Raw genomic sequence first — 25361 nt, 5'->3', positions numbered from 1 at the left:
AATGAACATCCGACTGAAAAAGCGAATGCTCGTGCTGAGTACAACATTATTGTTGTTCATGCAGCCCCTTTCTATGCCAATCAGCATGGTCTATGCAGTTGACCATGCAAGTTCAATAGAAATCCCAAATGACCTCGAACATTTGGATGAGGACGAGGAGAAAACACCGGTCATTGCTTCTTTTGAAAATACGCAAAAAAAACAAGTCGTAGATGAATTGTTCACACTACATTTTAGTGTAAACCGTGAAATCACCGAGGTGACAATCAATATACCAAGAGAAGCAACGATCGTGACAGATGAGCTAGCCTCAGGGATCACTCTGCATCGCACGGAAATGGAGAATCAGTGGATCGTTCGCTCCGATGTACCCTTAGATAAGTTTTCGCTTCCTTTTGTTTTTACGGCTGTCGGCAAGTACGAGCTGATGATAGCTGACACGAAAATGGCAATTGATATTCAGTCAGAAGCCGATGAGCAAACTATTGAAGAAATTCCCATAGAAGCAGAGGAAGAAGTGGGGAGCATCGAGGATGATCAAGCAGATTTAAAAACGTCTGAGTCTTTACAAGAGGATCTGGAACGTTCGTCGGAATCCCTTCGAGATACACAGGATTCTAGTATTCAAGATGTAGCAAATTGGGAAGAATTTATTCGGGCCTTTGTGAACCCGACAGTCACGACGATCAATGTCGTCGCTGATTTTCAGACGCCCAACAATCCTCGCCTCAATCTAACGGATGTAACGGCGGGAGGTACTAGCAACGTTAGTGGGGGAATTACATTTGTTTACCTTACTGTAGCAAATATTTCTAGAAGTTTAACTATTGAAGGAAATGGGCATGAAATTGATTTTCGAGCTGTTACACTCTGCTTTAACAATGTCACCGCCAGTTTAGCAAATCCATGGAATTTGACGTTAAAAGACCTAGAGATCTATCACGGGAACTATTATGGTCCAATAACTTTCAACGATTTGAATATAACAAATCAAACTGCGAGTGAAATCACTTATCACAATATTACTAACTATGGAAACCAATTGATTCATTCCCCGTATTCCAGTATTAAATTTTCAGGCAAGTCTAGTAGTAAACAAGTAGCTGAATACACATCATCGTTTAATTCGTGGCGCATCAATGCATTAGATCAAACAAATATTTTCGCCTCTAATTTAACGATCATGGAAGATGCCGAAGTTGAGCTGGAGACGATCAGTGCCGGAAATTTGGATTTGGGTGGCGTGGTCCATCCCAACAATAACTTTAAAATGGAAAAGAATTCATCTTTGAATGCAATATCAAACGGAAATGCTGGTGAAGCGGATGGGACAAGTTTGCTGGTTAGAAGAGGAAATGTTGAAATCGATGAAGGTGCAACCATGACTTTACAGCCCCAAAACCTCAGGTCAGCTATTTCATTGCGAACGGCAAATTCTGCTCTCAGTATCAAAGAACAAGGTTCCCTTACAATTGACTCTAAAGGAACAAAGTCAAATTTTAATGGGAATATTTACAACATTATTTGGATGGCTGCTGGCAGCAAACTGCTAGTAGAGAATGGGGGTACACTGAGTATTTCAGCCACTGAAATGGGCGCTTCTCCATCAAATATTATCCATGTCGCCGGGAATGCGCAAGTATCCATTGGGAAAGATGCCACATTGGATATCAAAAGTGACAGCACTTCGAATAATCAGAGTTTAATGTACTTTGCTTCTGGTGGTTCAACATTTGAATTTTCTGATGCGCAAGAAGTAAATCTAGAGCGCACGGGGACCATAGCAGGAACTTCTACAGCCAATGGACTGATTAACATCGCAGGAAGTAATGGCCTTCTAGATATAGATGTGCAATCAGTGAAACAGTGGGGGAGAGGAAACTTTGGCGAAACACCCGATCATTCATGGACCCCTATTTTTAATTTGAACCTGCGATATACCGGAGTGGTTCCTCGTATCGAAAGCAGTTCCTCGATCTCACAAGAAACCATTGATAGCTTTCGAGCGAACTTTACGACTCAAAACGTTCAACGGGTCCTATTTGAAAAAATACCAGATGTCCAAGTAAGTATTGATCCTTTAACAGAAGATCCTAATGAAACCAATTCTTACACAGTTACTGGAAAAGCTACACCTCACAGTCTGGTACGATTAGCCGGGGATCTAGCAATCCCAGAGGGGGAAATTCCTTCTCCCAATCTCTCCGAAGAAGCGTTTTATCATGTTGCCGCAGATGAAAATGGTGATTACTATTATGAAATACCTGAAGGACTGCATTTTACCGCGGGCAATACGGTAACTGCCTATGCTTTTTTAAACGGAAAAGATGATACGGCGAGTACGATAGTCGAAGAGAGAAAAAAGATGCCTCCTGTTGATCCGTTAGATCCTGGAATAGAAGTTGTTCCGGAAAATATGCCTATACTACCAGAAAACCAAGGGCAGTTAAGCATTGATTTCATTTCATCCTTTCATTTTGGTTCCCAAGCTATTTCTGCTCGCAGCCAAACCTACTATGCACGTCCCCAACGTTTGTTGAACGAAGATGGGACAGTGAATGAAACGGAAGAACGCCCAAACTATGTTCAAATCAGTGATCGACGACCAGCCAATATACGTGATGGCTGGGAATTAGCTGTGACGCAAAAATCACAGTTCAAAGGGGCAGAAAATCAAGAGCTTATTGGTGCTAGCTTAAGTTTGTCGAATCAACAAGTTATTACCGCGCAAGGTGGTACGGAACCTGAGCTTCAATCGGTTCGCGAACTCATTCCTGGAAATCGAAGGACACTACTCAAAGCCCAAGGAAATCAAGGAACAGGTACTTGGATCTATCGCTTTGGAGATGGAGATACGGCAGGGAAAAGTGTTGCGCTTCACGTACCACAAGGTACAAATCCAGATGCGACTACCTATTCTACCACCCTTGTTTGGGAATTGAGTGCTGTTCCTAGCAATTAAAAACGAAAGGGAAAGAGGATGTGCTCTTTTCCTTTTTCTAATAGTTACGACCACTCTATTTCTTAAGAGAACGGGGCAGAAGTCAGTTGGTTTATTACTTAGTCTATGAGGAAAAAAGTACGCACTAGGTGTGAGTTCTATGCCTGTTAAAAGAAAACTGTGACAGTTAAAGCTTCATGGAAAAAACTTGCCAAAAAGCGCACTCAGGTAGTGAACAAATACAAATTAGGAGATCGACTTTCCTTTATCTGGAGGATTGCTCTTGTCCCTTTCACTATTAAAAGGATAACCTCGACTAGATCAAAAATTTTTTCTTTTTAGTTGATCAGTATTCAACTGGACTCAAAAAGCTATTCTCGAATAGCTAAAAATATTCAAGATACCGCAGGCCGTTTCGGTGAGACGAAACGACATGTAGCTAGACTGAACACTTAGTCTGCTGTCGGGCATTTTTTAGATGGATCGAACCTCAACATTATCCCCTCGCTTTTTAAAGAGAGCCGCAAGACGAGGGAGGATTCTCTTGACAGATATTTAACGCTGGATCAGGGGAGATAGTTGTATCAGAAATAGCCTACATATTGGAAATATCGAAAATTTTTTTGTTTGCATGCCCAAGGAGCAGTGAAAAAGTACCGCTTTTTACTGAAATGAAAGTTAGCGATAGAACAAGAATAGTTTCTAACAGGGGAATTCTGAAACTGAAGGCAAACAAGTGAAAGAGTACTGGGATGAAGGGAAATTATACGAGAGAAAGGAGAACAATCTGATGGGCTTTAAGACGAAAAAAGAGTATATCAATCGTTTTTCTACCGAACTTGAAGAGGCAGTAAACAAATGCGGTAAGTTAAAGAAATATACTCATGAACAATTCGAAAAGTTAGATAAGCTTGAAACAGCTATATCAAGTGAAACATTTTGGAGAATAATTCCAGAAATACTGGGAATTGACGCTAAATTGTGTTTATTAGTTGAATTCTGTCAATATGATGAGTTTTCCAGCGAAGAAATAATCGGCATCATTGAAAATGACTATCGAAATTATCATAAAGAACTGTGTGGCTATTCCTTAAATATGGAACCAACTACCTCTTTGATATTCAATGTATCGTAACAGGATATTGCTCTTCATAATAATCAAGAGCACTCGATCACTATCTCCTGAGTATACTGAATAGGTATGTTGCTCAATCCAGAGGAGCCGGCTCGTGATCTTGTCGATCAATACTAGGTGCGTAAGCTAGTGTAGTCACTCATTTTTTTACAAATCGCCCACCGCTAAAAGTGCATCAAAGACGCTCACGTTCGAGAGGTGTGTGTCTTTTTCGCAGCTCTGAAAGGGCGGTGTTCAAAGGATATAGATAGAGGGAGCGCGAGATATGTTCTGGATGAGCATTAGGCGAAGTACTTATGCTGACTTGATCTATCAAAAAAACGTCTTTGCTCACAAATGATTTTTTTAAGAAATAAAAAAAGGCATTCCCAAAATAGTGAATGCCAATAAAGCTAAAGCTTGGATGAAAACAAAGCTTTTTTACGATTAATTCCCTGTAGGGTTTCCATTAAAAGGACCACTTACGACGACTTTTCCCAACATATGGCCACTTTCGACATCTCTCGTTGCGCGCTTCAAATTTGCCGCGTTGATTCCATCCGAATAGACTTTGCTTAAGGTTGTTTTTAGTGTCCCTTCATTTGCTAAATCAGCAATCATTTTTAGCGCTTGTCCTTGTGTCTCGATTTGATAGTCGTGGTCTGTTTTAGCGAACATATACTCCCAATCAAAGCTAACAGAAAGGTTTTTCCATACACTTAAATCAAGGGGCTCGTGAATGCCAACGATCGTGCCCACATGACCATAAGGTTTTACCAAATGGCTGATTTGATCAAAGTATTGGGTGATGTCAAACAAGACAGCGATATAACCGACATTCGGAACGCCTAATTCTCGAAAGCTGTCTCTTAGGTCATGATGGTAGTCTAAAGGGTGGTCAACCCCGGTTTTTTGAAGCCAGTCAAAATTTTTTGAACTAGCGGTAGCATACACTTCTAGACCTGCCCAATGAGCCAACTGATTCAGTATCGATCCGACACCACCCGCACCATTGATAACGAGAATACTTTTCCCTTGATTGGCGTTTTCTTTAGGAGTCAAGCCGAATTTTTCAAACAGCAATTCATAAGCGGTTAATGCAGTCAATGGGAATGCAGCCGCCTCTTCATCTGTTAAATTTTTAGGGGCTAGAGCAACGATCCGTTCATCGACTGCTTGATATTCTTGATTGCTTCCTGATCGAGTGGTGGTTCCTGCATAAAAGACCCGATCACCAACAGTAAATTTCATGACATCTTTTCCGACAGCGACCACTTCTCCGACCGCATCAAAACCTAAGATACGCAGGGCATTTCGCTTGCGAGTCGTTTGCCGTAATTTGGTGTCGACTGGATTGACCGAAACGGCTTTGATTTTTACTAATAAATCACGAGGACCTGGAACAGGGATTCCTTCTTTTTGGTCAATAAAACTATGCGTAGATTCAATTGGCAGGCCTTCGAAAAAGCCTATTACATTCATCGTTTTCTGTTCTGACATCTTAATTCCTCCTTTTCTGGATAGAAAATCGTATTATTTCTTTTACGTATTGCCCTCCATTTGGATCAAGACCGGTTAGTTTGCTTTCGCAGGACCTTTCCCGATAAAAATGCGGAACAGACTGTAAGGCTTCTCTCTCAGGTCTTCTCCTTTGTGAAAACTAGCCTGCCGTTGCAGCTGGTTGGCGTTAAAATATAAGTATTGATCTGGTCCAATAGATAAAGTATCTGGCCATAAAATACGCGGATCGTGAGCCAAAGTTTCCATAGTACCATCCGTGTGAATCACACGAATGCTGTTGTTTTCATAGTCGCCAGCATAGATCGTTCCATCTTCTGCCGTAATCATGCCATCGGAGGCGCCTTTTTCGCCCCAATCTTTAACATGTGCTTCTAACGCATGATCGTCAATTTCTTTGTTGAAAATTTTATCAGTTTCAATTGAGTATAAATGTCGACTGGATAAAGGACTAAAAAACAAGGTTTTTCCATCGGGAGAAATCGCTAGGCCGTCAGCTGCCACTTGCCAAGGCGAAGTTGTTCCATCAGCCGAGCGATTTAACAAAATCTCGCCTTCAACTTTAGGAATAAAGGCTGGATCAACCGCGGTGGAGGGTGCGCCATCTAAAATACGAAACGCATCGCCAGTACCTAAATCGAGTACGATCAACGCACCAGGACCGGTAATAGAAGAATCGGTTATATAGGCTACCCCTTCAGAACCGCGGCGTAAATCAATTCGAACATCATTCAAATACGTAGAGTCTAGGACGACATCCGGTGAAAAAGTATAGACTTTGCGAATTTGATTAGTACTTAAATCCACAGCAACCAGTTTTGCACCACCCTTAACAGGAACGGTGAATTTGGGTGCAGCGGTATCCAATACCCACAAAGTACCAGCACCATCAGCAACAATACTTTGTACACTTAGAAATCCGTTTTCCGGATTTTGAGGATCAAATGCATTCGCTTCTTGGCTAGGATAAGGAATTAATTTGCCGTCTACTCGTTCAACGACTGTCGCGGTTACTTGGTCTCCCCATTCAGGAAAATTAATAAAGATTCTCCCGGTTTCCGATAAGCTAACACCGGTAGGCATCGCACCATAAAATTCATGGACTTGTTCTAGTTTGCCAAAATAGTTTTCTTTTGCAGCATTCATTACGTATCTTCCTCTCTGAGATTTCCCTATTTCACTTCGACTTCAAAGTTCACAACACCACGAGCTAGGACATGTCCAAAGGTATTAAAAATGAAAAAGGCTGGGGTAGAATCCTCAGGAATTTCAACTTTCTCAATAGCCAATGCCCAAACCGTTAAGAAGTAGTGATGAACACCATGACCTTTGGGCGGCGCAGCACCAATATATTTTTTCATGCGGGCATCATTTGGTAATTGAACGGCTCCTTGTGGCAGCTTTGCGTTATCGCTACTGCCGGCTCCTTGTGATAATTCCTCTACAGAAGCGGGGATATTCATGACTGCCCAATGCCAGAATCCGGATCCAGTTGGTGCATCAGGGTCGTATAAGGTAACCGCATAGCTTTTCGTATTGCTTGGTGCACCGGTCCAATGAAGCTCTGGTGAAATGTCTTGTCCATCCTCAATCCCAAAATCGCCAGACATAAATTTCTTATCCATAAGTTTCCCGTCAACAATGTCCTTACTGGTCACGTGAAACGCTGGCACGTCTTGTAATCCTAAAAATGGATCGTTCATACTATCTCCTCCTTGAAACGTGTTTTTGTAACAAGGACAGCGTAATCCTCGGTCAATGAAATGTAAATTAGGGAATTTTTTTATACCACAATTAGAGGTGAACGAGTGTAAACTGACTTAAGAAGCCTGCTTGCCAGTCTTTATCCGATCTCAAATGGACTTGACCGTAATCAACTAGCCAACCATGAAAATTTTGTGCTTGTTCATTGGTAAATGTATCCGGTAATTCGATCATATTTTGAAGAGTGAGGTAAGTAAGCGGCTCATTTAGGCCTAAGCGACTAAAAATTCGTTGTGCGTATTTATCAGCGATAAACACGACCTTATTAAACACAAAAACCATTAGTACATCTGCCGTTTCATAGCCAACACCATAGATAGCTAGCAACTCTTTTCGTAACTCAGCCTGTTCTTTTTTCTGTATAATACCGATATCATAGTTGTAGCGCTGAAACCAAGAAAAGATTTCTTTTATCGCGCGGGATTTATTTTTGTAGAAACCACTGGGCCGAATCAGATCCTGAAGAAGGAACTGATCAATTTCTGCCAATCTTTTCGGAGAAAATCCAATCTCTCTTCTGATGTTTGCTAAGGAATAGGCCACATTTTTCCAATTGGTATTTTGAACCAAAATTGATCCGACAACGATTTCCCATGGATTTTCTGTATCCCACCACGTTGAATGTTCCATTGATGTGCTTAATGCTTCATATAATTCTTCAATATTTTCAATCTTTTTCACGTTAAAAACCTCATTTTTACTAGCAGTCGCGATCAATTGCAAGTTAAACATTCTTCTTCAAGTAATCCCGCGTTTTTGTGATTAAAATCTTCGCCCCAGCGATACAATAATTCAATGATCTCTTTTAAAGAGTAGCCATAATCGGTCATTCCATACACAACCTGTAATGGTTTTTCCTGAACGACCTTACGATAGATCAATCCATCCTTTTCTAAATCTTTCAACTGCAAAGAGACCATTCTTCTAGTGATGCCAGGAATCAGCTTTTGTAGTTCGTTATAGCGAAGCGACCCATCAAACATCAAATGATATAAGATAACGCTTTTCCAACGACCTGAAATCATTTGTAAAGTCGATTCGACCGCGCAGCCATTTTCGCAATTGTATATTTTTCTTGTCATCTTCCGTTGTCTCCTTTTCCGTATGTCTGAGAGTATCATAAGGATTTACTTACTATTTGTAAAATAATTCATCTCCTAATCGTAAGAAGCAATAAGAAATAGACGTATAAAAAAATTCCCTAATGTACAATTCTTTCTTTTGAATCTATAGTACACGAGTAAGCAAATTTATTACCTTTACAGCTATCTCAAGTAATCCTAATAAACAACTTGCAAAAAACATTTAGGAGAGATTTATTATGAATAAGAACGGTGCAGACTTGATTGTAGATACATTGATTAAAAATGGCGTGGAATATGTCTTTCAATTGCCAGGCGGCAAGTTGGGTCCGCTATTAATGGCTTTGAAGAAACGTGAAGAGATTAAAGTTGTTACGGTAAGACATGAACAAAATGCGGGTTTCATGGCACAAGGAATTGGGCGCATGACTGGTAAACCTGGTGTAGTGATGACTACGTCAGGACCGGGGGCTTTGAATTTGGTCACACCTTTAGCTACGGCGACTTCTGATGGTGACCCGGTATTGGCTATTGCCGGACAAGTTCCACAAGCGAAGTTAGTAACACCGGATCCTCAAAATCCTAATATTTCTGGCGTAATGAATGATTCAACGATTACTAAATATGCCAAGGAAATTCAGCATACCGATGCTCTTGCAGATGAAGTAGCGAATGCGTATGTCTCAAGTATCAATGGCAATCCCGGGGCCGTTTTTATGGATATTCCAGGTAATATTCTGTTAGCTGAGACCACTAAATCTGGTTTGGCTTTTTCGACCTTAGTGAATCAATTGGACAATACGATCAGTGACGAAGCTGCCATTTTTAGTGCAGTTGAGAAAATCAAAGCGGCAAAACGCCCAGTTATTATCGTTGGTGCTCGGGCAGCCGACGATAATGCGGCGGCTGCCATTCAAGCGTTCGTTAAAAAAACGGGAATTCCGGTCGTGGAGACGTTCGAAGCTACAGGTCTATTGACGGACGAGTTTTCTAAAAACTATGTGGGTCGAGTGGGGCTGTTTAATAACCTGCCTGGGGATGAACTAGTTTTTAACAGTGATTTAGTGATTACATTGGGATTAAACTTGGTTGAATACTGGGCTTCTGTTTGGAATACCGATAACAAGCGCATTATTGATATTGATACTGTAGTGGATCATTTAGATGAAACTTATCTCCCTGACACCATACTCTTAGGCAATATCGCAAAAAATCTAAAAAATATTACCAATAGCATAACGGATCAAGCCATTACGGATGAGTGGAAAATGGTTGTCCATGACTTGCAAGAAAAATTGACAGCGAAGAAAAAAGTACCCAGCCAAACAACTGAGGATGAACTACATCCATTGGAAATTGTTGATTCTTTGCAAAAAATAATCGATGCTCATCCAAATACGACCGTTGTTATGGATGGAGGAAGTCATGAAGTGTGGCTAGGTTCATACCTAAAGGTGTATCGGCCAAAACATTTCTTAATGTCTGATGGGGAACAAACCTTAGGCGTCGGTCTTCCTTGGGCGATTTCAGCAGCATTGTTGCGTCCTGAGGAAAAGATTTTGTCTTCAGGTGGGGATGGCAGCTTTATGTTTTCCTCACAAGAATTAGCTACAGTAGCCCATTACAATTTGAATATTGTGCAAGTAATCTGGGTGGATAAAGAATACAACATGGTTGAATTCCAACAAGAACTAGACTATAACGGACAAAAAGAAGGGGTCGATATCGATTATATTGGGTATAAAGAAATGGCTGAAAGCTACGGTATTAAAGCAGTCCGTGTACGCTCCAAAGAAGCTTTAGATGCTGCGTTGAAGGAAGCGTACGCTACGAGTGAACCAAGAGTGATTGAAATGATCGAAGACAATCATGAGAATCTTCATTTACGAGACAAAGAACCGTTTAAAAAGTACTGAATCTTTTTACTACGGACCACAAAACATGTCCTAGAAAAGAATGGCAATCCACCTTTGCTAAGCTAAAGAAAAGAAAATTTTTTTACAATAAAAACAGTGCCTGACTAAAAATATGAAGTGGAATTTTTAGAGAAGCTAGGACAGAACCTTTCATAAAATGCCGTTGGTAAGGACGATGATTCGTTTACTGCTAGCGGTTTTTTTTAGCATCCCCTCTGATTTTTTCGGAGAAAAGGTCTGCCATTTCGGCACTGTCTTAAAAAAGCACATCGATACTCTAAATACGGTGGATAGCGGTGATTTGGATACGTGTTTCTAGTCTTCATAGAGGCAGATTTCAAGTAAGTCGAATGAAGGAAATTAAACACTTCCTATGTTGTTTGATGGAAGGATTATTAGTGAGGAGACTCCTTTATCCAGCTAAGGAATGACTTCTATAGGATGATTTCCTTGTTAATTGTTGCAAGTGTGATGTGTAAAAATATTTTAAGCTTCTTTTTTTAATGAATGGTATGTATAATAAGATCATAAAGCAATAAAGTGTATGCTGAAAAGAGGTCTCTTATGAAAAAATTTGCACTCGGCGTTTTTTGTTTCAGTCTTTTTATCACGGTCGTTGGCTTTTTTTTACAAACGATTTTGATCCCTATTCAAGATTTTGACACAATCAGTCAAGAAGAACTTAAGAATATCCAACTTGACCTTGCTATTAATTATCCGTTAGGAATTGGTATGCTCTATGTCGGACTTCCTTTGTTAGTATGCTCCAGTGGTTATTTGGTTTATTGTTATTTTAGAGATAGGAAGAACTGAAATAAGAGTAAAACTATCTGGAGTATAAAGCTTTCGTTCAATAGGAGGGATAAGTTGAAAAGAGGGTTATTTTTATTGTTTTATGTCCTATGGAAGGGGCTAGCAATACGTGGCATTCCTTCTTCTTATGCAAGATATTTGATGAGTTATAATTATATTGGAATAAAATTACTATTCATTTTATTCGGTACTATACTCTTTCGTAATTATTTAGTAGAGAGTTATCAAAAGCTAAATAAAGTTAAATTAATAAAAATCGTTCTAATCGTTCCTGCGAGTATTATCCTTACCATCGGTTTAATTAATATTCTTTTATTTCGTGATCTCAATGCGTTGATTTTTGTTTATCCCTCAGATCAAAGAACCCTTGCCTTTGTATTTGATGCTCTTTTGCTAGCACCTGTTTTTGAGGAAATGCTTTATCGCTACATACTGATTTATGTTGGAGAAAAACGATGGTTGAGAATCATCACTGCTGTCGGAAGCCTCTTGCTTTTTACTCAGAGTCATATTGTAAATGCGAACGGGAATCTTTTTGCTCTTTTTCCCTACTTTGTCATAGGGTTTTATTTGACGATCACCTATTTACGTAGGGAAAATATTTGGGAATCCATTTTTGCACATAGCTTCTATAATTTCGTTGTGATGGCAGCAGCTATCTTGATTTAAAGATTTCTTTTATTGTTTCCCCTTAAGAGTAGAAGAATTGGGGGCAATTTATCTATAGGTACGTATAGAATCTCTAAAACATATTTGGTGAAAGGAAATTTGAGAGGCCAGATAAGCGTCTTAGGCTTGTTGCTTTGCACAGTTCTACGAATGTACGTCCTTCGTCACTTTGTAGGTCATCATTTAGGACCCACGATTAAGTATGAAAGGCAGTTATTTGATCCGTGCAGATTCACTAGCCGGAGTTTCAAAAACAGTTTCATTTTTACAAAGAAAAGTGACGACCTACCATTCAGTAAGAAACACTATAAGTCCGCCTCCTTTTGCAAGGGGAGCGGACTTATAGTGTTTTCCTTATTAGCTTTCAGTATCTAACATCCGATTCATAAACCATTCCACTTGTTGGGGAGCATCGTGGTCAAAGAATGCGGACTCTTTTTTATCTAAAGCGGCTATTTTTTCAATGTCTTCCTGGGAAAGCTCAAAGTCAAAAATAGCAATGTTTTCAGCCATCCGTTCTGGACGAACTGTTTTTGCTAAAGCGACAATCCCTCTTTGCATCAACCAGCGAAGAACAACTTGGCCAACCGTTTTGCCATATTGCTTGCCAATTTCTGCTAATGTCGGATTGGTAAATAGGTCATGGCGTCCTTCTGCAAAAGGTGCCCAAGCTTCAACTTGGACGTCATATTTATCATGCCATTCCTGATCTTCCACTCGTTGATTCCAAGGGTTCACTTCGATTTGATTGATTTGAGGTTTCACCTCATTCAAGCCGACAAACTCGATCATCTTAGCTGATTTGAAATTTGAAACGCCAATTGCACGTAATTTCCCTGTTTTTTGAGCAGCAACCATGGAGCGCCAAGCACCATAAATATCTCCATATGGTTGGTGAATAAGATAAAGATCAAGGTATGTCAACCCCATTGTTTCAAGCGAAAGTTCAATCGTTTCTTTCGCTTTATCTTCGGAAGTTTGGAGAATAAATAATTTAGAGGTAACAAAAAGTTCTTCTCGAGTGACTAGACCTTCAGTGATGGCGCGCTTGATTCCCTCGCCTGTTTCTGTTTCATTTCCATAAATAGAAGCGGTGTCGATCAGTCGATACCCAGCTTTGATTGCTTGGTAAACAGCTTCTGCTGTTTCTTCCAAAGGAATTTGATAAACGCCAAATCCTAGTTGCGGCATGGTGACACCATTATTGAGTGTGATTGTTTGCATAATGTTTCCTCCTCTAATTTTCATTGCATGTTCTATCCTAAACCTTGGAGTTAAGTCCATAGCAAGTAAAAGATGTTACTTTTTTCGTTCCCATAATTTTTCCACTTTATCAGGGGTCATATTTCCTGCTTTGAATTTTGCGATATGCTCATCATACGTTTCTATCTTATAAATAAGCAGGTCTCGCACTTCCTGCATTTCTGCTAACTTTTTCTCTAATTCTTCGAGTTGATCGGCTAAAATCTGTTTCTGAGCTTTTTCGACATTTTGACTTTCACGCACTTGTGCCAATTGAGCAAATTCAATTAGCGATTCGATGGACAGTCCTGCATTTCGTAAATGTTTTGCTAAATAGATCCAGTTTAGATTATTTGTTGTGTACACCCGATAGCCACTCTCATTGCGTTGGACAGGTGGAATCACACCGACTCGTTCATAATAGCGCAATGTGTCTACGCTCAAATCAAACATTTCCGCTGCTTTTTTTATATTCATCGTTGGTTCTCCTTATCTTTTTCTATAAGTAATCATAAACCCTAAAGTGGACTCTAGGGCAAGTGGTTTAAAATCGTTTGTTTAAAAGAATATATTTTGTTCGTTATGGCGACTATTCGGGAAGAAAAAGCTACAAGTATTTTTATTTCAACAGAATGATTTGAGAAATTATCAATATTGAAAGCTCCTTTTTTAGTGTGTTTCAAAGCAAGTCATACTCTCTTAGAATTGATTGTTTCGTTATCTATTTGAGCGAGGCATTTTTTATCCATAGATTTTAAATAAATCCATCTCATGGTATGATGATGATGAAAATTCTTAACTTGGATCAAGGAAATAATCGGTTCTTGTTATGAAAAACGAAAAAAAGCTGATGAGAGTGTGACTATCCATGAATATAAAAGAAGTAAATAATATGAATCAAAAGTTAGAGCAACAATTAATTGAAGTTTGGGAGAGTTCTGTTAAGGCGACGCACACCTTTTTGTCAGAGTCTGAAATCCAAGCCATTAAGCAATACATTCCAGAGGCATTGCATCATGTGCCGCATTTGATTGTCGTAGAAAGTGAGCATGGAGAGCCAGCTGGTTTCATGGGGATCTCGGATCGAAATCTTGAAATGCTGTTTATAGCAAATGAACAAAGAGACAAGGGCCTAGGAAAGAAACTCTTGGCATACGGGATGGAAAACTATGCTGTAAATGAACTGGGAGTAAATGAACAGAATCCTCAGGCGAAAGGATTTTATGAGCATATGGGATTTGAGGTATACAGAAGAAGCGAGTTAGACGAACAAGGAAACCCTTATCCAATTCTGTATATGAAGAAAGTTGATAACAAATAGCTGTTAAAAAAATTATTTGCGTTTGCGGGAAATATGTAAGAAGGGGTCGAGACATATATAGCTAGTCACGACCCCTTCTTTGATTGCTATTATCCTTATTAATAAGTAAAGTAAGGATCAAATGATTTTCTCTTAACTAGCTTTCTCTTCTTTTTTTATCTCTTCTTTTTTCTGATTTGAAAATGGTGTATCAGTCTCTTCAGGTAAGATGATTGGTGGATGATGGGAATGCTGATTACTTCCACACATGGTGATGATTTGTTCTTTTGAAGCTTCAGAGATTACTTTCATTGTATACCTCTCCTTTCTTTTATATTTCCAGATGACATAAGGTAGGCCTATATCATCTAAATTCATGATCTATTTAACTGAATTAGCTCATCAAATGAACCTAGAAATTCCTGATTTGTTGAGTGAGTAACGACAATGACTATTTTATCTGTAAGTGAGCAGATTAAGTCACTGATAATCATCTCGTTTATACTGTCTAGACCAGATGTTGGTTCGTCAAAAAGAATAACATCGGAATCTTTAAAGATTGCCCGAGCAATCTCAAGCCGTCTAAGCTCGCCGCCAGAAAGAAAGTTTATCCATGTATTATCTTGCGTATCGGTTAAATCATTGTTATCAAAACGATCATCTAATCCACTTCGTTTTAAAACATCAACGATTTTTTCAAGTTCGTATTCACTAAAAATAGAAACGTTGTAAGCAATACTCGTCTGGAAGATAGCAGTTTTTTGTTGGACAAGTGCGACTTTCTCATAAAGGGAGTCTCTAGATAGCTGATTCATCTCTTGCTGGTCAACCAATACTTGACGATCGTCGATAGGGTAAATTCCCGCTAAAATATTCAATAGTGTCGACTTCCCACTACCGCTTGCGCCAGTGATAGCATATTTTTTTCCACGCTCAAATGTTTGAGTAAAACCATTAAAAATCAAGCGATTTCCATGATGGAAATGCAGATTTTCAATCGATAAAGTAGTTATTGGTTCTGCAAGTTCAAGTGAGCGATTGGGCTCATCATCATCGGTGCCATCAATGAAAGCTATAAGATCGTCCGCGACCTTCTTGCTCGCTAAAATATCTGTAACTGAAGTACTGAAATACTCTAACGGACCGGCAATCGTACTCATTAGTGTAGTCATCGCAATAAGATCGGGAATGGTGATTATTTTGGCAGCAACAAAGAAGCCACCAACGATCCATGTCCCTGAATAAGCAAGATCCCCAAGTCCAAAAGAAATTGCATAAGTCAGTCCTTGTAAGGTTTCAAAAGTGATACTTTCCTTTTTTAATCGTTCACTACTGTTAGTAAAAATTTTCGTATATGTTGGAAAACCTTTGCCGACACGTAAGGTCATGTATCCTGAGAGAAGTTGGTCAAATAAACTAAGAGTACGATCTTGCTCCAGAACAACGGACTTGCGACGATCACTAAGGATTCGCTTAGCGAAATAAGGGGCTAGCAAAGGACTAAAAGCTAAGAGCAGCATAATCAATGAAAAAGAAGTGTTTAATTTTAGTGTGAATAAAAGAGAGAATAGAAAGGTAAAAATGCTTAAAATCAGTCCAAATCCGGGCTTTAAAAATTCTAATTCAACGACTTTCATTTCATTTGCCAACTTTGAGAGATACTCGTTTTTCTCATTTTTAAGAAATAGTACCGGATTCATTCGAACGATTTTCTGCGAGAGACTCTCTCTCAGTTGATTCATTATTGATTGAACTAAGACGGATTTACTTCTTCTTGGAATAAAATCGCTCATCGTGTTCAATAAGATGTAAAAGAAGGCGAATATACCAATAAATAAAAGTCTTTTTACATCTCCTGACATAGCAACCTCAGTGATTTGTCTATACACCAAAGCAACCCCAACTTGAATGAGCGCTGCAATTGCGCATAAAATCACATGCAAAAAGAAAAGTGGTTGGTTTCTTTTTAATATTTTTTTCATTCTCTCCCTCCTATGTAAAAACTATATCACAAATTAAAAAAATGTATAATTAATAATTTGTGGATGGTGCGGCTACTAAAAATGAGAGAAAGATACAATTTTAAAGGTATTTAAGCTCTTTTTTGCAATGTATTGACGCATGTAATAGTCACTATTGAACCTTATAAAACAAAAAGCAAAATTTAGATTTTGAGGGAAACGAATGAAGGAGCATGAGAATATTTAGTTGAAATGGATTTATATAGGTAATTTGATAGATCATTAATAGAGTTCAATGATATTCAAAGAGAGACTTAGCTGCTGTACTAAAAATTATAAGGAGTCAAACAAGGTGTAAACCCAAAGCAGCCCCCCGAAAAACAGTTTCGGAGGCTGCTTTGGGTTTGGGGGCTTAGCTAGCTAAGTAATGATCGATCACTAAAAAATGATCAAAACAGAATAGGCAATTTTTTCTTTTCAATCAAAAAATTTTGATCATTTTATCAAGCAGAGGATGGCACAAGTAAGTGGAAAGTAGGTAGTGGCTATTTTTTGTGTTCAGGATGGGGAAGTAGATTTGTCTAGGATACACGTGAGGATAAACGTTTTGAGGATCATTTGTTTTTGACTTACCTATGTGCCATCACTGCGGAAACCCTGTGGATGAAGGCGTCATGTACGACACCAGATACTCGGATGAGAGCTAAAGACGTTTGATTGCCTGTGCCTGACATGCTTTTTCTAACCGCAAAGTCGTAGGGGCTAAAGAGCTACAGCGCTGAGAAAGATGACTGCCCCGTGCGGTTTTGGGTGTTTTTTGAACCCTACAAGCTGCTATTGCTCCTCGCCTATTCGTCGCAAGCTTGGAAGGTCTTCTCAGAAAATGCCCGTCAGCTGTAAGCAAGCTGTCTTTTGCATCAGGAAGCATCAGCGTTCCGACGAATCTTTGTGACCTAGTAGGCGCCCACTCATTTTGGGCAACTTCTATCCGAGAAAACATTGCGTTAGAAGTATGTCTGTCCGTCCTTTCCAGATAAAAGTCAGCTGAAAGAGGGCTGATACTTAACAAAACGGCAGCTAGGACGACCACAAGCGCTCTCAAAAAAACTCAGTCCTTTCTTTTCAATGGTCATTGTTCTTATCTGCACTTCATGATAGCACCGAAACGCGAATTATTTTTCGCGTTTTTTTGTTTTTAAAATAAAAAATTAGGTATTCGCTTTTTTGGGTTAAATGGTATACCTGAGATGGAATAAAAATAATAAAAGAAAGGACAGGATTTACAATGAAGAAAACATCATTAGTTGCAGGTTTCGTTTTAGGTGTAGGCGTTTTGTTTACTCTAGGTGCATGCTCAACAGTGGAAGAATCAGGGGAAGTGGTCTCTGGGTCTGGAACGGAAACGTTGATCAGCGATTCGTCAGATGAAGTAGTTGTGGGAAGTGAAAAATTGAGTGATGACGGGTATTTTGAAGAAATCGTAACTAAGGGAATCGATCCGAAAATCAAAGACGTCGTTTGGTATGAAACGAATTATGAAAATGCTGGTTGGGATCACATTCGCTTTTTAGTGAATCATGTAAAAATCGTGAATGTAGAAGAATTCAAAGACAAAGACAAAGAATACAAAACATTGCTCTCACTGAAATATCAATTGTTTAATGAAGATTCGAAAGACAAAAAAATCAAACCTGACAAAGCCTATTTGGTGTTGAATGATGGCAAAAAAGTAGAAGCGGAAGTGTTTGTGGACTACTTAGATGATGAGATTTTGACCCATGACAAACATAAAGATGGCTTTATTCATTTTAAAGTGGCGCAAGAACAAAGTTTGCCAGCGATCAAAGCGGTCGAAATCGAATTTAAAGCAGATGGAGATTTGACACATACGTACCATATTGATCTATCTTCCGCTGCTGAAAAATAGTATCTAACGATAGGAGGTAAAAAAAATGGATACTAGCAAGAAAAAACTATCATTGTTGAGTTTTTTTGCAATAACTGCTTCAATGGTGATGACGGTATATGAGTATCCAACCTTTGCGACATCGAAGATGAATTTAGTTTTTTATTTACTCGTCGGCGGTTTCCTCTGGTTTATCCCTGTAGCCCTTTGCTCTGCGGAGATGGCTACTGTAAAGGGATGGGAAAAAGGGGGACTCTATACCTGGGTCTCAAAAACATTAGGGAGAAAATGGGGCTTTGCTGCCATTTTCTTCCAATGGTTCCAAATCACGGTAGGCTTTATTACGATGATTTACTTTATTGTCGGGGCGCTTTCCTATGCCCTAAATTGGCCGGCTCTTAATACGAATGTTTGGCTGAAGCTGATTGCCACTTTAGTGATCTTTTGGCTGATTACGATCTCACAATTTGGCGGAACAAAAAATACTGCGAAGATTGCCAAAGTAGGGTTCTTTGTGGGGATCGTCGCAACAGGGATCATTCTTTTTATCTTAGGAATTGTCTACATTGCTCAAGGGAATCCCGTCAAAGTTTCTTTTGGATCAGGCGCTTGGATTCCTGATTTCACGAAAATCAATACGCTGGTCGTTTTTGTTTCCTTTATTTTGGCCTATGCAGGGGTTGAATCTTCTGCCAGTCACGTAAAAGATATGGACAATCCTGGAAAGAATTACCCGAAAGCTATTTTGATTTTAGTTGTAGCAACGATTCTTTTGGATACGTTAGGTGGGGCAACGGTGGCTGCCACGATTCCCCAAAATCAATTGTCTCTTGATACTGGCGTGATTCAAGCCTATTCTTATTTGATCCATCATTTTGGCGGCGGAGAATGGCTGGTTCGTTTGATTGCCGTGGTCATCTGTTTAGGTGTCATTGCAGAAATTGCTGCTTGGGTAGTCGGCCCATCGACGGCGATGCTTGAAGCAGCTGAAAATGGCTTGCTGCCAAAACAAATGGCCAAAGTCAATCAACACAATGTCCCAATCAATATCGTTTTGGTACAAGGCATCATTGTTTCCATTTGGGCGGTTGTCTTGACATTAGGCGGTGGAGGCGCCAATCTATCCTTCTTCGTTGCGATGGCTTTGACGGTCTGCATCTATCTGGTGGCTTATGTCCTCTTGTTTCTTTCCTATATTAAATTAGTCAAAGAAAAAGACGACTTAACAAGAACGTATCATATTCCTGGTGGGAAAAATGTGAAAATTGGTGTTGCGATGGTTGGTTTGCTTGTTTCTATTTTTTCTTTCTTTATTTCCTTCTTTCCACCGAGCGATATCGGCTCCGGAAAGGGCGGAACCTATTTAGCCATCTTGATCATCAGTTGGCTGATTATTGTCGTGATACCGTTTGTCATCTATAAATATGTAGGTGAAAAAGCAAGCGATAAAAAATAAAAAGCACAACCTATGAGGAGGAGAGCTGCATGTTATTTAGTAAAAAAAATCGAAAAGAAGCCCAATATTTGGAGCCTATCTATGGGAATGAGGCAATGGATCAAGCGATCCCTATGTACAAATTACCAAAAGAGTCCTTGGTACCGCGGGATGCCTATGAATTAGTCAAGGATCAATTGATCGATGAAGGGGTCTCAAGACAAAATTTGGCGACGTTTTGTCAAACCTACATGGAACCAGAAGCAGTCAAAATCATGAGTGAAACCCTTGATAAAAACGCCATCGATAAAACCGAGTACCCACGGACAGCAGAAATTGAGAACCGCTGTGTCAACATGATCGCTGATTTATGGCATGCCCCAGAAGCATCCGATTTTATCGGTACATCAACGGTAGGCTCAAGTGAAGCGTGTATGCTAGGTGGATTGGCCTTAAAATTTGCTTGGCGCAATCGGGCAAAAAAACTTGGCTTAGATATCAATAAACAAAAACCAAACTTAGTGATTTCTTCTGCCTATCAAGTCGTTTGGGAAAAATTCTGTGTCTACTGGGACATTGAAATGCGGACAATCCCTATCGATGAAGAACATGGCAGCATCAATGTCGAAAAGGTCACGGACTATTTAGATGAATATACGATCGGAGTCGTCGGTATTTTAGGGATCACTTACACTGGACGATACGATGATATCAAAGCACTAGATAAGAAATTAGAGGAATACAACAAACACACCGACTACAAAGTCTACATCCACGTGGATGCGGCTAGTGGTGGATTGTACACACCATTTATGGAACCAGAACTTGAATGGGATTTCCGTTTGAAAAACGTTCGTTCCATCAGTACGTCTGGACACAAATATGGGTTAGTCTATCCTGGTATCGGTTGGGTGCTTTGGAAAGAAAAAGATTTCTTACCAGAAGAGCTGGTCTTTAAAGTAAGTTATCTTGGCGGTGAAATGCCAACGATGGCCATCAACTTTTCAAGAAGTGCCAGCCAAATCATCGGACAATATTACACCTTTATCCGTAATGGGTTTGAAGGCTACCGCTTGATCCACAAAAAGACCAGTGATGTTGCCCAATATTTAGCAAAAGAGATTGAAAACATAGGTTACTTCGATATTTATAATGATGGTTCACGGTTGCCGATCGTCTGCTACAAATTAAAAGAAGATGCCGATATTTCTTGGAATCTGTATGATTTGACGGATGAATTTGCGATGAAAGGCTGGCAAGTCCCTACCTATCCATTACCTGATAATCTATCACATATCAATATCCAACGCTTTGTCTGTCGGGCAGATTTAAGTATGCAAATGGCAATGGATCTGGTGCAAGACATGAAAGAAGGAATCGAGCGCTTGAACAAGCGACCAAGCCGTCATGTTTCATCCGATCAAACCTATGGCTTTTCACATTAAGAAACGGTATCGCTAGAAACCCTTTCATTGCTTTTTTCAATGAATAAAAGGTCCCTTTATGAAACGTTTTTTGCAAGACTGAATGAACAATGGTTTATAGAAAAATCAAAGGCGGTTGCATCGACTGCCTTTGATTTTTTTGTTTGTAAGAACGGGTAAGCACTTGATAGTGTCGTTTTTTAAGAGAAAGTAAAAAAAACAGTGCTTGATAATTTCATTTATTGACATTTCTGGCTTGTGATAGTATTAATTATTATGGTCTAAATATATTTTTTTAGAGAAGAACGTTTTACATAAACAAAAAGGAAATCTTAGAACGTTGTCGTGAGGGAATTCTTAGGGAAATTCGTCTTGCATCGAGGGTTTTTGTTTGTCAGTCATGGTTTGTTGGGGAGTAAGTGAAGGAAAAGTATGTGGAGAAAGGGCCTGTTTTTACTGCGCTTGTTTGTTTCATAAGTAACGTACTGCTATCTTTTTCTGTAAATTGGTTGTAACTATTCTGAATGAATATAGATTTACACTGGAGGAAAAACAGTCATGTATAAAGAAGACTTACTGGATAAGGACTTGAAATTAGAGTATATCTTGCTCAAATTTTTGTATTTATCGACCGGTCATATCAAAAAAAGTGATGCGTGTCGGGAATTAGATATTACGATGCCGACCTTGACGAAATTATCAGAGAGCCTTCAACGGCAACTAAAAAATGAGAAGGTCTCTTTTATCATCAACCGTTATACGTTGGAACTGCAAGTAACCGATAGTGTCTCACTGGATGATTTGACCGACACGCTATTGAAAAAATCTGCTAAATATCAAATCATCCATTATTTGTTTCAACATGCAGGCTATGATGCCTTCGTCTTGGCTGATGAATTAAACATAAGTGTGGGGACCCTCAATCGATTGATTGCTGAGTGCAATCAGTTGTTGCAGCATTTTGAATTAAAGATCAGAAACAAAAAACTAGTTGGAACGATGACACAACGCATTTATTTTTACTATAATTTTGTCAAAATGGGTGCAACAACGATCGATTCTGTTTTGATCGATGACCTGGTTGCGGAGTTAGCGAAAAAAATAACATTATCGATTGCCCAACAAAAGCAGCTGAAGATCTGGTTGTATGTGATTATGAAAAAAGTCACGTCTCACACGACCTTGGGAAGTTTAAGTCCGGAAGAACAAACCAAAATCGAGCGTTGCCAAGAGATGCCCCTCTGTCACTTTATTCGACAGATCTATGCTTCTAAAAAATGTATCTGCTCAGTAGATGAAGCGAAGATCGTGCCATTCTTTATCTGTCTCTTCCTCATTACGGTGGGCGGGATTCCTTACGAGGAACTTCGCTTAGGACTGTACACTAATAAAAATCCCGTCTTTGAGATCACCGATGAAGTCATGGCAGCAATCCAGTCCATTTATCGTCTTGATGCCTCGCGTACGACGATCGATATCAAAGCCAATGTCTTTTCCTTAATCGCACAAGTTTATTACTTTCATGGAGTGAATTATTCCATCGATCGAGTCACGCTAAATTATTACCACAAAATGTTTCACAATTCCTTGCGGGATCAAGTGATCTCAGACATTCTGGAACACATTATTGCACCGACCAACTTGTTTACGTCCACGAAACTCAACTATCTCAAGAAACGCCTAGTCTTTTTAATTTATATGTTATCGCCTAAAGAAGAATATCGGGTACGGATCGGGGTCTTAAATATGTGCTCCAGTCTTTTGGCGGATGCTTCGATTTACTTGTTAAAAAATGAACTAAAAGGCAAGCAAAATGTTGTTGTTTTACCCTATACTCCGGACGAGACATTTGACTTGTTGATTTCCAATGCCAATCTCCCCCAATTAGGGAACAATTATGACCAATTTTATCAAGTGACCGCCATTGGTGCCGATTTAGATGTCAATCAGGTTTCTGCGATCGTCGATCAAATTGCTTATTCTAAATATCATTCTTTTGTGGTGTGAGCCATCACTTGTTAGTTAAAAAGCAGCGAGTCAACGGATAGGTGATTCGCTGCTTTTTCAATTATCTGCGAAGTAGGGAAAGGAAAAGGCGCTTGAATTGCTCTTGTCATTGATGCCGAGATGAAAACAGAGTCAGTCAAGCAGCTTTCTGCTAGATAAATGTGTCCAGTATCCTTGTATAACGTATCGCAACAGAGCAGAAGTCATCAAACGTGAAAATAACAGAAGGGATTCAAAATGTGGGTTTTGGAAGGATGTAAAAAAAGACCCACATAAAGATGTGAGTCTGCAGTCGTTAGTTGGCTCTATCAATATCAACAAACCGACTAGCTATATTTTTCCAAAAACGGAAGTGTGATAAAATAGAATTCAACTAATAGTTTAGTTCTGATTTTCTCTATTCCGCACTCCGTTCATCAAAAAGTTAATCTCAAGGAAGTTATATTAATGTTCGAGAGAAGAAAAAATCAAACAATTAAGGCAATCTAAAATGATGACTCAAAAAAGCTTAACAGAAATTCTGAACGATAATTTTTTATTAAGGAACTAATGAAAGCGTTCTAATAAGCGCTGAGATAGAACTCAACCAATAGTTTAGTCCTCATTCCCTCTATTCAACGATCCGTTCATTGAAAAGATAATCTGAAGGGAATTATATTAATGTTAGATTTAGGAAAAAATATCAAAGAATTAAGACAATCGAAAAAAATGACCCAAAAAAGTTTAGCAAGAATTTTGAACGTTACGCCACAAGCTGTATCAAAGTGGGAAAGAAATGAGAGCAATCCAGACATTCAGACGCTTATATCTTTGAGTAACTACTTCAATGTTTCTGTTGACGAGATTTTAGGAAGGAAAAGACCTACTTTTTTTGAGACTCTTTTTTCTAAAATGAAAGGATACCAGAACATGGGAAAAACAGGAGATTTAATTAAAACAAAAGATTCAGAAGAAGAAAAGAAGTGGAAAAAAGTTGTTATTTTTGATATCGTCTTTAGCTTCATTGCGGACCAAGGGCTTTTACAAACGCAGGCTTTAAGTAGGAAACTGGAGATGCTTATGCAGAAAAGAGGACATAAAGTTTTAATTGAGACCTATAATTCGAATCAGGTAAATCAATATGGCGGTGAAGCCGATCTTATTTTGCTGACTCCATCTTTCGGGTATGCGAAAAACGAAATTGAACAGAATTTTCCTACAACACCAGTCATAGCTATTTCAAAAAAAGATTACGGGATGCTTAATGTTGAAAAATTGTACAAAGAGATAGAAAATGCATTCGATCGATAGCGGATCTCAAAAGATTTGCTATTTTTGTTTTACGTTTCACTTTGGGACTTTGGTTGGTTCAGCAACCTTATCCGCTATTTCGTTTAATTGAGTTTCTGTTCGTAGACTCAAAGTTGTGCGACACCACTTCCTGCACCTTGTCATTACTGTACTCGGCTTGTGGTTCGCTGCACTTGCCAGTAACTATCTGCGATTGGTTTTGTACCAGCTAGATAAGTGCCATCCATGTCCAGTAGACTCAAAAAAAGATGAAAGTCATTAGCAAAAAAATCTGAGCCAGAATGTGATTTTTTCTGACCCAGATTTGATATTGTGCAACTCATTAGTCCTTATTAACAAAAGCTCATTAGTTCTGATTTTCTAATTTTTCTAGAATCTTTTTGGGAATTGCGTCTTTTTCAACGCCATTCGGGCCTTTTATTGTCCGCTTTTCACTGATCACCGCTTTTACATATGAATTTGGTGTTAGTGGTTTTGCGTTATCTTCTGATAATGAAACCTCGAGTGTTTGTGTGCTACCATCTTCTTTTACAAAGTTTAACGTGTAATCGTAAGAATACCAAGGCGACTGGTCGCCGATGCCGCTTTTACTTTCATGTTCTACCTTAGGCGGAATCTCAGATGGGACATACGCGTAAGCTGTTTGTCCTGAATAGGTGGATTGATAATATTCATAGCCTTTGTATCCGGCAAACCCTAAAAGTACGACTAAGACGAATCCGATTATTTTTTTCATATAAACCATCCTTATCCTCAAATATGGAGCTATTATAACAGAATGGTTCTATAGATGACCTTTCATCAGACGAACAGTTTTGCAAGGAGAAACATTGCTAGCCAGTCGTGAAAAAGCAGGGAACGCCGCTAGTAAAGGGTTCAATCTATAAATTGTCAGGGGATTGGTGCTTAGAGCGACTAGAAATAAGAGGGAAAGTAGACAACAAGACCTTAATTAAAAAACACAGCATGGAAAATGCTT

Annotated in this window: 21 protein-coding genes; 11 read left to right on the top strand and 10 right to left on the bottom strand. The window is 39.2% G+C overall.

The window, feature by feature from the left end; translation table 11 throughout:
• Position 1 precedes the first annotated feature (1 nt).
• Both IGI84_RS14985 and IGI84_RS14980 read left to right on the top strand, forming a co-directional pair.
• Positions 2–2962, top strand: a complete 2961-nt coding sequence (locus tag IGI84_RS14985) for a WxL domain-containing protein (protein ID WP_430600496.1) — start codon at positions 2–4, stop codon at positions 2960–2962.
• Positions 2963–3677: 715 nt separating this feature from the next.
• A complete protein-coding gene (locus tag IGI84_RS14980; RefSeq protein ID WP_430600495.1) occupies positions 3678–4076 on the top strand; it encodes a DUF7006 family protein in 399 nt (132 codons plus the stop codon).
• Between the two features lie 426 nt (positions 4077–4502).
• Here the strand turns inward: IGI84_RS14980 and IGI84_RS14975 are convergent, their stop codons facing one another.
• The 5 genes from IGI84_RS14975 to IGI84_RS14955 all read right to left on the bottom strand — a co-directional run bounded on the left by IGI84_RS14975 (position 4503) and on the right by IGI84_RS14955 (position 8419).
• Entirely contained in the window at positions 4503–5555 is a 1053-nt protein-coding gene (locus IGI84_RS14975) for a zinc-binding alcohol dehydrogenase family protein (RefSeq protein ID WP_081119378.1), read from the bottom strand.
• A 75-nt stretch (positions 5556–5630) separates the two neighbouring features.
• The gene (locus IGI84_RS14970; protein WP_252708795.1) at positions 5631–6719 is read right to left on the bottom strand and encodes a major royal jelly family protein; all 1089 of its coding nucleotides are present in this window, start codon (positions 6717–6719) and stop codon (positions 5631–5633) included.
• A 26-nt stretch (positions 6720–6745) separates the two neighbouring features.
• Positions 6746–7276 carry a YbhB/YbcL family Raf kinase inhibitor-like protein gene (locus IGI84_RS14965; protein ID WP_077454086.1) on the bottom strand — a complete coding sequence of 177 codons (531 nt, stop codon included), beginning with the start codon at positions 7274–7276 and terminating at the stop codon, positions 6746–6748.
• Positions 7277–7367: 91 nt separating this feature from the next.
• Positions 7368–8069, bottom strand: coding sequence for an endonuclease III domain-containing protein (locus tag IGI84_RS14960; RefSeq protein ID WP_200126717.1), 702 nt, complete (start codon positions 8067–8069; stop codon positions 7368–7370).
• Positions 8051–8419, bottom strand: coding sequence for a winged helix-turn-helix transcriptional regulator (locus tag IGI84_RS14955; RefSeq protein WP_077454088.1), 369 nt, complete (start codon positions 8417–8419; stop codon positions 8051–8053). The genes IGI84_RS14960 and IGI84_RS14955 overlap by 19 nt, the downstream gene beginning before the upstream one ends.
• 239 nt (positions 8420–8658) lie before the next feature.
• Between IGI84_RS14955 and alsS the strand changes: the two genes are divergently transcribed.
• From alsS to IGI84_RS14940, 3 genes are all read left to right on the top strand, one after another.
• On the top strand, positions 8659–10335 hold the full coding sequence (gene alsS, locus IGI84_RS14950) for an acetolactate synthase AlsS (RefSeq protein WP_430600494.1): 1677 nt from the start codon (positions 8659–8661) through the stop codon (positions 10333–10335).
• A gap of 564 nt (positions 10336–10899) precedes the next feature.
• The gene (locus IGI84_RS14945) at positions 10900–11148 is read left to right on the top strand and encodes a hypothetical protein (RefSeq protein ID WP_081119374.1); all 249 of its coding nucleotides are present in this window, start codon (positions 10900–10902) and stop codon (positions 11146–11148) included.
• 54 nt (positions 11149–11202) lie between these two features.
• Positions 11203–11817, top strand: a complete 615-nt coding sequence (locus IGI84_RS14940) for a CPBP family intramembrane glutamic endopeptidase (RefSeq protein ID WP_081119373.1) — start codon at positions 11203–11205, stop codon at positions 11815–11817.
• Positions 11818–12174: 357 nt separating this feature from the next.
• Here the strand turns inward: IGI84_RS14940 and IGI84_RS14935 are convergent, their stop codons facing one another.
• Entirely contained in the window at positions 12175–13041 is an 867-nt protein-coding gene (locus IGI84_RS14935; RefSeq protein ID WP_170920173.1) for an aldo/keto reductase, read from the bottom strand.
• A 75-nt stretch (positions 13042–13116) separates the two neighbouring features.
• Positions 13117–13536, bottom strand: coding sequence for a MerR family transcriptional regulator (locus tag IGI84_RS14930; RefSeq protein WP_430600493.1), 420 nt, complete (start codon positions 13534–13536; stop codon positions 13117–13119).
• A 391-nt stretch (positions 13537–13927) separates the two neighbouring features.
• Here IGI84_RS14930 and IGI84_RS14925 point away from each other — a divergent pair, with 391 nt between their 5' ends.
• A complete protein-coding gene (locus IGI84_RS14925; RefSeq protein ID WP_077454093.1) occupies positions 13928–14380 on the top strand; it encodes a GNAT family N-acetyltransferase in 453 nt (150 codons plus the stop codon).
• Positions 14381–14512: 132 nt separating this feature from the next.
• Here IGI84_RS14925 and IGI84_RS14920 read toward each other — a convergent pair whose 3' ends face one another.
• Positions 14513–14671: a hypothetical protein gene (locus IGI84_RS14920; protein ID WP_008380281.1), complete on the bottom strand. Its 159-nt coding sequence runs from the start codon at positions 14669–14671 to the stop codon at positions 14513–14515.
• Positions 14672–14733: 62 nt separating this feature from the next.
• Complete coding sequence (locus IGI84_RS14915; protein WP_077454095.1) at positions 14734–16341, bottom strand: ATP-binding cassette domain-containing protein; 1608 nt, start codon at positions 16339–16341, stop codon at positions 14734–14736.
• Positions 16342–17605: 1264 nt separating this feature from the next.
• Here IGI84_RS14915 and IGI84_RS14910 point away from each other — a divergent pair.
• The 5 genes from IGI84_RS14910 (at position 17606) to IGI84_RS14890 (ending at position 24382) form a co-directional block, all read left to right on the top strand.
• On the top strand, positions 17606–18247 hold the full coding sequence (locus tag IGI84_RS14910; protein ID WP_005230557.1) for a hypothetical protein: 642 nt from the start codon (positions 17606–17608) through the stop codon (positions 18245–18247).
• A 25-nt stretch (positions 18248–18272) separates the two neighbouring features.
• Positions 18273–19682, top strand: a complete 1410-nt coding sequence (locus IGI84_RS14905; RefSeq protein WP_016612532.1) for an amino acid permease — start codon at positions 18273–18275, stop codon at positions 19680–19682.
• 29 nt (positions 19683–19711) lie between these two features.
• Positions 19712–21106, top strand: coding sequence for a glutamate decarboxylase (locus IGI84_RS14900; RefSeq protein WP_430600491.1), 1395 nt, complete (start codon positions 19712–19714; stop codon positions 21104–21106).
• Positions 21107–21643: 537 nt separating this feature from the next.
• The gene (locus IGI84_RS14895) at positions 21644–23092 is read left to right on the top strand and encodes a helix-turn-helix domain-containing protein (RefSeq protein ID WP_430600490.1); all 1449 of its coding nucleotides are present in this window, start codon (positions 21644–21646) and stop codon (positions 23090–23092) included.
• 660 nt (positions 23093–23752) lie between these two features.
• Positions 23753–24382 (top strand): helix-turn-helix domain-containing protein, encoded by a 630-nt coding sequence (locus IGI84_RS14890; protein ID WP_200126711.1) that lies wholly within the window; start codon positions 23753–23755, stop codon positions 24380–24382.
• Positions 24383–24728: 346 nt separating this feature from the next.
• Here IGI84_RS14890 and IGI84_RS14885 read toward each other — a convergent pair whose 3' ends face one another.
• The gene (locus tag IGI84_RS14885; protein WP_229045653.1) at positions 24729–25118 is read right to left on the bottom strand and encodes a YxeA family protein; all 390 of its coding nucleotides are present in this window, start codon (positions 25116–25118) and stop codon (positions 24729–24731) included.
• Between the last annotated feature and the right edge of the window lie 243 nt (positions 25119–25361).

This window comes from Enterococcus sp. DIV0008 (genome assembly GCF_050542615.1).
Lineage (GTDB): Bacteria > Bacillota > Bacilli > Lactobacillales > Enterococcaceae > Enterococcus_D > Enterococcus_D innesii.
This window is presented reverse-complemented; position numbering and strand designations above follow the sequence as displayed.